Here is a 9,182-nt window from a genome sequence, read left to right as displayed (position 1 = left end):
ACCCCGCCGACGCAAGCGCCTGCCGGATCACCCGCTGCTGCGAAGGACCGTTCGGCGCCGTCAGACCATTCGACGCACCATCCTGATTCACCGCCGAACCACGCACCACCGCAAGAACACGATGCCCATTGCGCACCGCATCCGACAACCGCTCCAACACCAGCACACCAGCGCCCTCGGACCAACCCACACCGTCGGCCGCATCGGAGAACGCCTTGCAGCGGCCGTCAGCGGACAGACCGCGCTGACGGGAGAACTCGGTGAACGCGTGCGGCGTCGCCATGATCGTGACGCCGCCGGCGAGGGCGAGGTCGCACTCGCCGCCGCGCAGCGCCTGGGCCCCGAGGTGCAGCGCCACCAGCGACGACGAGCACGCCGTGTCGACCGTCACGGCCGGGCCCTGAAGACCGAAGGTGTAGGACAGCCGGCCGGAGATGACGGAGGCGATGAGGCCGGTGGAGGCATGTCCGTCGCCGCCGGCCGACACCAGGTCGGCGTAGTCCTGGGCGTTGGTGCCGACGAACACGCCGGTCTGGCTGCCCCGCAGCGCGCCCGGGTCGAGCCCGGCCCGCTCCAGTGCCTCCCAGACCACCTCCAGCATGAGCCGCTGCTGGGGGTCCATGCCCAGCGCCTCGCGCGGGGAGATGCCGAAGAAGCCGGCGTCGAAGTAGGCGGCGGTGTCGAGGAAGCCGCCCTCACAGGCGAGGGACGCGTCGGAGCGCAGCGCCTCCAGGTCCCAGCCGCGGTCGCGCGGGAAGGGGGAGAGCACGTCGCGCTCCTCGGCGACCACGCGCCAGAGGTCCTCGGGGGTGTCGGCACCGCCGGGGAAACGGCACGCCATGCCCACGATCGCGATGGGCTCGGTGCGGCCGCGCTCCAGTTCGAGGACGCGTTCGCGGGCCCTGCGCAGTTCGACCGTGACTCGCCTCAGGTAGTCGGCGACCTTGTCCTGCTGCTCTTCCTGCACTGGTTCCGTCCTCATTTCACGCGGGCACGACAAGTCACGGGAGGTCGAGCAACTCGTCGTCGATGATCGTCAGTAGGTCCTCGACGGAGGCGGCGTTGACGTCGTCCTCGAAGGAGCGCGGTGCGGCCTGCCCCCGCAGGCTCGCGAGGAGCTTGTCCAGGCGCTCCTGGACCGCGCCCCGGTCGGTGGCGGACGCGGAGGGCAACGCCGCCTCGAGGCGGGTGAGTTCGGTCAGCACCGAGCGGGTGGGGGCGGCGATCCGGGTCAGCAGGTGCTCGGCCACGGCCCGCGGTGTCGGGTGGTCGAAGACCAGCCCGGACGGCACCGGCAAGCCGGTGGCGGTCTTGATCCGGTTGCGCATCTCGACGGCGGTCAGCGAGTCGAATCCCTGGTCGCGAAAGACGGTGTCGACGTCGATCGACTCGCCACCGGGGTGTCCGAGGACGGCGGCGGCCTGGGTGCGCACCAGGTCGAGCACGGCGGCGGCCCGCTCCTCGTCGGGCAGTCCGCCGAGCCGAGCGGCCAGGTCGGGGGCCTCGCCGTCCTCGTCGGGGGCCGCCAGGGCCCGGGTGTGCTCGGGGATCTCCGAGAGCAGCGGGGACGGACGGGCGGCGGTGAAGCCGGGGGCGAACCGCTTCCAGTCCGTGTGGGTGACGGCCAGGACGGTCTCGCCGTCGGCGACCGCCTCGCTCAGCGCGGTCAGCGCGAGCCGCGGGTCCATCGGCAGCATGCCGTGCCGGCGTAGTCGTTCCGCGGTGGCGGGGTCGGCCGCCATGCCGGCCCCGGCCCAGGTTCCCCACTGGAGGGAGGTCGCGGCACGTCCCTGGCTTCGGCGCAGTCGGGCGAGGCCGTCGAGGTAGGCGTTGGCGGCGGCGTAGGCCGGCCGGCCGCCGCTGCCCCAGGCGGCGGCACCGGAGGAGAAGAGGACGAACGCCTCCAGGTCTCCGGTGAGTTCGTGCAGGTGACGGGCCGAGGCCAGTTTGGCTGCCAGCAGTGTGCGCATGTTCTCGGGGGTGAGGGATGCGACCGGTGCGTCGCCGGTGTCGATGCCTGCGGCGTGCACGACCGCCGCGAGGCCGGGGATGCCGGCCAGCAGGTCGCGTACGGCTTCCCGGTCGGACACGTCGCACGCCCGAACGGTCACCTGGGTGCCGTGCTCCGCCAGCTGCGCCACGAGGTCCTCGGCCCCGGGTGCGTTCGGGCCGCGCCGGCCGGCCAGGACAATGTGCCCGGCGCCCCGGGCGGCGAGCGCCCGTGCCACCTGGGCGCCGAGTCCGCCGGTGCCTCCGGTGATCAGCACCGGCCCCGAGGGCGTCCAGGACCCGGAGCGCGCTGTGCGGGGCGCGCGTACCAGGCGGCGGCCGAGGACGCCGCCGCCGCGCACGGCCAGCTGGTCCTCGCCGAGCGGGTTGGCCAGCGCGGCACGCAGTCGTGGGCCGTCGACGGTGTCGGGCAGGTCGACGAGGCCGCCCCAGCGGCGCGGGTGCTCCAGTGCGACGACCCGGCCGAGGCCCCAGACCGCGGTCTGCGCGGGATCGGTCACGGGGTCGTCGCCGCCCGTCGACACCGCTCCCCGGGTCACGACCCACAGGGGGGCGGTGATGTCCGCGTCGCCGAGTGCCTGGACGAGGGCGAGGGTGGCGGACAGGCCGAGTGGGACGTCGTCGTGGGTGGAGCCGGTGGGGGGGACGTGGCGGTCGGCGCCGAGCAGCGACACGACGCCGGTTCCGGTGAAGCCGCGCAGCTGCTCCGCCAGTGCCCCGCGGTCCGGCTCGGCGGCTTCCAGGACGGTGCCGTTCAGGGCTGCCACCACCGCGGAGGTCCAGGTGTCCCGCTTCCCCGGGGGTACGACGACGAGCCACCCGCCGGGTGCCTCGCCGGGCGGCAGGTCCAGCCGGGTCCAGGATTCGCGGTAGCGCCAGCCGTCGAGGACGGACCGGTCCCGCCGTCGGGAGCGCCAGAGTGACAGCGCGGGTGCCACGGCCGCGGCGGTGTCGGGGGCGAGGTCGAGGGCGGCGGCCAGGTCGCCGCCCTCGACGAGGTCCCAGAACTCCGTGTCGACCGGGCCGGTGCCGCCCGGAGCGGGCTCGGGCCAGTAGCGGCTCCGCCGGAAGGCGTACGTGGGCAGGTCGACGCGGCGTGCGCCGGTGCCCTCATAGAGGGGCGCCCAGTCGACGGCTGTCCCCGCGACATGGAGCCGGGCCAGCGCGGTCACCGCCGCTACCTCTTCGGGGCGGTCCCTGCGCAGCAGCGGGACCGCGAGGACGTCCTCGGGGGCCGGGGTGCCGCCGGATCCGGGCAGGGCGCCGGGCTCGGGGGCGGCGTGGGCCCCGGGAGCAGCACCGGGAGCGGCGCCGGGGTCGGGAGCGGCACCGGGCAGCCGGTCGAGGGCGGCCGGCACGAGCGCGGACAGCACGCCGTCCGGCCCCAGTTCCAGGAAGGCCGACACGCCGTGGTCGCCCAGGGTGCGTACGCCGTCGCGGAAACGGACGGTCTCGCGTGCGTGGCGGACCCAGTAGTCGGGCGAGGCCATCTCCCCCGGCCGGACGAGAAGCCCGGTCAGGTTCGACACCACGGGAATGCGCGGCTCGCCGGCCGGCACATCGGCGACGGCGGCGCGGAACTCCTCCAGCATCGGGTTCATCAAGGGCGAGTGAAACGCACGGCCGACCAGGAGGCGCCTAGTCTTGCGTCCGGCGAACCGGTCGACGAGCGCCCTCACCCCGGCCTCGTCGCCTGCGACGACCAGCGCGCGGGGGCCGTTGACGGCGGCGATGGACACCAGGTCCGTGAGGTGCGGGGCCACCTCGTCCTCGGTGGCCTCCAGGGCGGACATGGCGCCGCCGCGGGGCAGTTCCTGCATGAGCCGGGCCCGCGCGGACACCAGTCGGCAGGCATCGGCGAGGGTGAACACTCCGGCGACGTGGGCGGCGGCGATCTCGCCTACGGAGTGTCCGGCGACGAAGGACGGGCGTACCCCGAGGGATTCGGCGAGGCGGTAGAGCCCGACCTCGACGGCGAACAGGGCCGGCTGGGTGTGCCGGGTCTCGTTCAGGGTGTCGGCATCGTGGCCCCACATCACCTCGCGTAGCCCGGGCTCCAGTTCGGCGAGGGCGGCGTCGAAGGCGTCCGCGAACGCGGGGAACCGCTCGTAGAGCTCCCGTCCCATGCCGAGACGCTGTGCCCCCTGCCCGGAGAACAGCACGGCCAGTTTCCGGTCCTGGGCGGTGCCGCGTGCGATCTCGGCACCGCCGGCAAGCACCGCCCGGTGCTCGAGCGCGGTCCGGGTCGTCGCCAGCGACAGCGCCACGTCCAGCGGCGGCGCCTCGAGCGCGGTCAGGCGTGCGAGCTGGGCGTCGAGGGCGGCGGCGGTGCGCCCCGACACGACCCAGGGCACGACCGAGGGCACGACCGAGGGCACGACCGGGGGCACGCCGCCGGTCCGGTCCGCGCTCTCCCCGGCCTCCGGCACCCGTGCTTCCTCGAGGATCACATGCGCGTTGGTGCCGCTGATGCCGAAGCCGGAGACTCCGGCCCGGCGGGGGCGGCCGCCGCCCGCCCACTCCCGCGGGGCGGTGAGCAGCTCGACGCCGCCCGCGCCCCAATCGACGTGAGTGGAGGGTGTGGTGATGTGCAGGGTCCTCGGCAGGACGCGGTGGCGCAGCGCCATGACTGTCTTGATCACGCCCGCGATGCCGGCGGCGGCCTGGGTGTGGCCGATGTTGGACTTCACCGAGCCGAGCCACAGCGGCCGGCCCTCGGGCCGGTCGCGGCCGTAGGCGTCGATGAGCGCCTGGGCCTCGATCGGGTCGCCGAGTGTCGTGCCGGTGCCGTGTGCCTCGACCATGTCGACGTCCCCGGCCGACAGCCCGGCGTCGGCGAGCGCCTGTGCGATCACCCGTTGCTGGGACGGGCCGTTCGGCGCGGTCAGGCCGTTGGACGCACCGTCCTGGTTGAGGGCGCTGCCGCGCAGCAGGGCGAGTACCCGGTGCCCGTTGCGCCGCGCGTCGGACAGGCGTTCCAGTACGACGAGGCCGGCGCCCTCCGCCCAGCCGGTGCCGTCGGCGCTGTCGCTGAACGCCTTGCAGCGGCCGTCGGCGGCGAGGCCGCCCTGCCGGGAGAACTCGATGAACGTGGCCGGGGTCGACATGACGGTGACGCCGCCGGCAAGCGCGAGGGAGCATTCGCCCTGGCGCAGTGAGCGCGCCGCCCAGTGCAGGGCGACCAGGGACGAGGAGCAGGCGGTGTCGACGGTGACGGCGGGGCCCTCGAGGCCGAGGGTGAAGGCGATCCGGCCGGAGGCGACACTGCCGGCGGTGCCGGTCGTCCAGTACCCCTCGGTGCCCTCGGGCGCGGTGGGCAGGTCGGTGCCGTAGTCGTGGTACATGACGCCGGCGAACACGCCGCCGTCGGTGCCCCGGAGCGCGGCCGGGTCGATTCCGGCGCGTTCCAGGGCCTCCCAGGACACCTCGAGGAGCAGCCGCTGCTGGGGGTCCATGGCGAGGGCCTCGCGGGGCGAGATACCGAAGAAGCCGGCGTCGAAGTCGGCCGCGTCGTACAGGAATCCGCCGTGGCGGGTGTGGCTGGCGCCGGCGGCGAGCACGTCCAGGTCCCAGTTCCGGTCGGTGGGGAACGCGGACACCGCGTCGGTGCCGGTCTCGACGATCCGCCACAGGTCCTCCGGGGAGGTGATGCCGCCGGGGAAGCGGCAGGCCATGCCGACGACGGCGATGGGCTCGTCCCGGGGCGCCGGTGCGGAGCGGGCGGGTGGCACGGCGGGGCGTTCGCCGAGGAGTTCGGCCCTCAGGTGGCGGGCGAGCGCCGTGGGGGTGGGGTGGTCGAAGGCGACCGGAGCGGCCAGTCGCAGTCCGGTCGCCGTGGTGAGCCGGCGCCGGAGTTCGACGGCGTGGGCGGAGGTGAGGCCGAGTTCGCGGAACGTCCTGCGCGGGGCGACGCGCCCTGTGTCGGTCAGCGCGAGCACTGCGGCGACCTCGGTGCGCACCAGGTCGAGCAGGAAGGCGTCCCGCTCCTGCGGTGATCGTGCCGTCAGCCGCCGCCGCAGTTCGGTCAGCCGGTGTCCGTCCGGTGCGGTGAGGGGGGCGCGGACCTCGATCAGCCCGCGCAGCAGCGGGGGCACGTCGGCCGGTGCGGTGCGCTCGTGCAGGACGGCGCCGTCGATGCGTGTGATCACCGCCTGGGTGATCCCGGCGGCGCCGGCGACGTCGAACATGGCGGTCAGTTCCTGCTGGGGCAGGTCGCGCACCCGGCCGGCGGCGGTGGGGGTGCCGGGGGTGGGGTCGGCGGTGGGGTCGGCGGTGGGGGTGCCGGCCGAGACGGACAGGGCGGGCAGGCCCCGGTCACGGCGGTGGTGGGCCAGGGCGTCGAGGAAGGCGGCGGCTGCGGCGCGCTCGTGCGAGCCGGGCAGGCCGAGGGTGCCCGCGGCGGTGGACAGCATCACGAACGCGCGTATGCCGCCGTCCTTGGTGAGCTGGTGCAGGTTGACCGCGCCGCCCACGGCCGCGCGGAATGCATCGCCTTCACCGGGTCCACCGGGTTCGGTGGCGCCGGGTGCGGTGGCGCCGGGTGCGCCCGGGTGTCCGCCGTCGCAGTGGACGACTGCGCCGACGGGCCGTTTGAGCCGGCCCAGGGTTCCGGCGAGGTCCTTGCGGTCGGTGATGTCGCAGGCCGCAACGGCCACCCGGGCGCCGAGTGCGGTGAGTTCTCTCTCCAGCCGTGCGACGGCGCCGTCCCCTCGCCCGCGCGGCCCGATCAGCAGCAGGTGCCGGGCGCCGTAGGCGGCGACGAGATGCCGGGTCAGCGCGCCGCCCACGGGATCGGCTGCGCCGGTGACGACCACGGTGCGCCGGGGGTCGACGCTCAGTGCCGGGCCGGTGTCGACGGAGGCGGAGACCCGCGTCAGGCGCGGTGTCAGCGTACTTCCCGCGCGGACCGCGAGCTGCGGTTCGCCCGTGGCGACGGCGGACGGCAGCGCGGCCGGGGAGGATTCGTGGCGGTCGATGTCGACGAGGGTGAAGCGGTGGGGGTGGGCCGCCTGCATCGAGCGGATCAGCCCCCATACCGGGGCGTGCAGGAGGTCGCGCACGCCTTCCTCGCCGACGGCGACCGCGTTGCGGGTGAGGACGACCAGGCGGCACGAGGTGAGCCGGTCGTCGCCGGCCCAGGTCCGGAGCGTGTCGCGGAGCCGGTCGGCGGCCGTGTGCGCGGCGCCGGCGAGCCGGCCGCCGGGCGCGAGGCCGTCCGGGAGGCACAGCACCACCACGTCGGGTAGCGGGTCGCCGCCCGCGACAGCGGAGGGCGGGGCTTCGGGGCAGGAGGTGACGTCCAGGCCGGCGGTGGTGAGGGCGGCGGTGACACCGAAGGGGTCCGGTCCCACGACGGCCCAGCGGGGGGCGGCGCGGAGCCCGCTGGTGCGCACGGACGGCAGCGGGGCCCAGTCCATGCGCAGCAGCGACTCGTACTGGCCTCCGCTCGCCGCGCGCAGCCGTGCGGGACGCTCGCGCAGCACATGCCGGGTGATCTTGCCGGAGCCGGTGCGCGGGATGTGGTCGATCTCGTAGACGGCCTCGGGCACCTTGAATCCGGAGAGCTGCTCGCGGCACGCGTCGTAGAGCCGTGCCGGGTCGAAGCCGTCCCCGGACGGGACCACGAAGGCGATCGGCACCTCGCCGAGCGCGTCGTGCGGGGTCCCGACGACGGCGGCGTCGAAGACTCCGGGCACCTTCAGCAGGACCTGCTCCACCTCGCCGGGATGGATGTTCTCGCTGCCGCGGATGATGAGTTCCTTCACCCGGCCGGTGATGGTGAGGTAGCCGAACGGGTCGCGGCGGGCGAGGTCGCCGGTGCGGTACCAGCCGCCCGGCATCGCCTGGGCGGTGGCCTCGGGCTGGTTGTGGTAGCCGAGCATGAGGCTCGGGCCGTTCACCCACACCTCGCCCTCGGCGCCCGGGGGCACGTCCTCGGCGGTGTCCGGGTCGACCAGGCGCACCGTCACCCCGGGCACGGGCAGGCCGCAGGAGCCGGGGACGCGGGTGCCGTGCGGCCAGTTGACGGTGATCAGGCCGCAGGTCTCGGTGCTGCCGTAGCCGTCGAGGAGGGGGATGCCGAACACCGTCTCGAACTCGGCACGCAGTGGGGCCGGGCAGTTGGAGCCGGCGGTCAGGCAGCGGGTGAGCGTGGTGGCCCCGGAGGGCGCGGGACGGGAGCGGGCCGCGTCCAGGAGGTGGTGGTACATGGTCGGGACGCCGGCCATGAACGTGTATGTGTCCTCCTCGAGGGCGCTCAGTACCTCGTCGGCCGAGAATCCGTCGAGGAGCCGGGCACTCGCGCCGGTCGCGGTCACGCCGACCACGCACAGCACATGGGCGAGGGAGTGGTGCAGCGGCAGCGGCCAGAGCACCGTGTCCTGCTCGGACAGGCCGAGGACGGGCGCGTAGCAGGCGGCGACCGACCACAGGCAGGCGCGCTGCGTCGACAGCACGCCCTTGGGCTTGCCGGTGGTGCCGGAGGTGTAGAGCATGAACGCGGCTTCGTCCAGGCTCTGGTCGTCGCGGGCGGGCCGCGCCGGGTCGCGGCCGACGAGGTCGTCGTAGGACACCGGCAGGCCGCCGCCGCGGGGCGGCGCGGGTGCGGGCGAGGCGCCCGTGAGGACGACCCTGAGGTGGGGCCGGCCGGGCAGGAGGGTGCGCACCTGGTCCAGGTGCGCGGGGTCGGTGACGACCACGCGGGCGCCGCTGTCGTCGGCGGCATGGACGAGTTCGGCGTCGGCGGCGTGCGGGTTGAAGGGCACGGCGACGCCGCCGGCGCGGAGGACGGCGAGGTAGCTCTCCACGATCTCGACGCCGTTGCCGAGGTGGATCAGTGCCCGGTCGCCGGGTTGCAGGCCCAGGTCGGCCAGGTGTCCGCCGAGGCGCCGGGTGCGCCGCTCCAGGTCCGCGTAGGTCACCGTCCGCCGGTGGTCCGTGAAGGCGACCTTGTCGGGGATGCGCGCGGCGTGGTCGCGGAGCAGGTCGGACAGGGGCCGGATCAGTTCGGTGCGAAGCATTCCGACGGCGCTCCCTCACTACGGGCGGCGTGACTGGCGGCAGGCGCGGGGCTGACGACGATCGTGCACGACCGACCACTAGGAGAAATCCGAGTCATCGGCGTCATCGGTCCGGCTCGCGGGGTCCGGGCTCCCCCTATCGATCCGGGGGCG

The 9,182-nt window shown here is 74.8% G+C and carries 2 protein-coding genes; both read right to left on the bottom strand.

All coding sequences use genetic code 11. From position 1 onward, the window contains the following. On the bottom strand, nucleotides 1-982 hold a 982-nt coding region (locus SCWH03_RS27580), incomplete at its 3' end, for a beta-ketoacyl synthase N-terminal-like domain-containing protein (RefSeq protein WP_173267531.1). Between the two features lie 19 nt (nucleotides 983-1,001). Then, on the bottom strand, nucleotides 1,002-9,029 hold the full coding sequence (locus SCWH03_RS28665; protein WP_216854814.1) for a type I polyketide synthase: 8,028 nt from the start codon (nucleotides 9,027-9,029) through the stop codon (nucleotides 1,002-1,004). Between the last annotated feature and the right edge of the window lie 153 nt (nucleotides 9,030-9,182).

Source organism: Streptomyces pacificus (genome assembly GCF_011766325.1).
GTDB classification, from domain to species: domain Bacteria; phylum Actinomycetota; class Actinomycetes; order Streptomycetales; family Streptomycetaceae; genus Streptomyces; species Streptomyces pacificus.
Note: the sequence above shows the minus strand (reverse complement) of the source record. Positions and strands in the feature narration are given on the sequence as shown.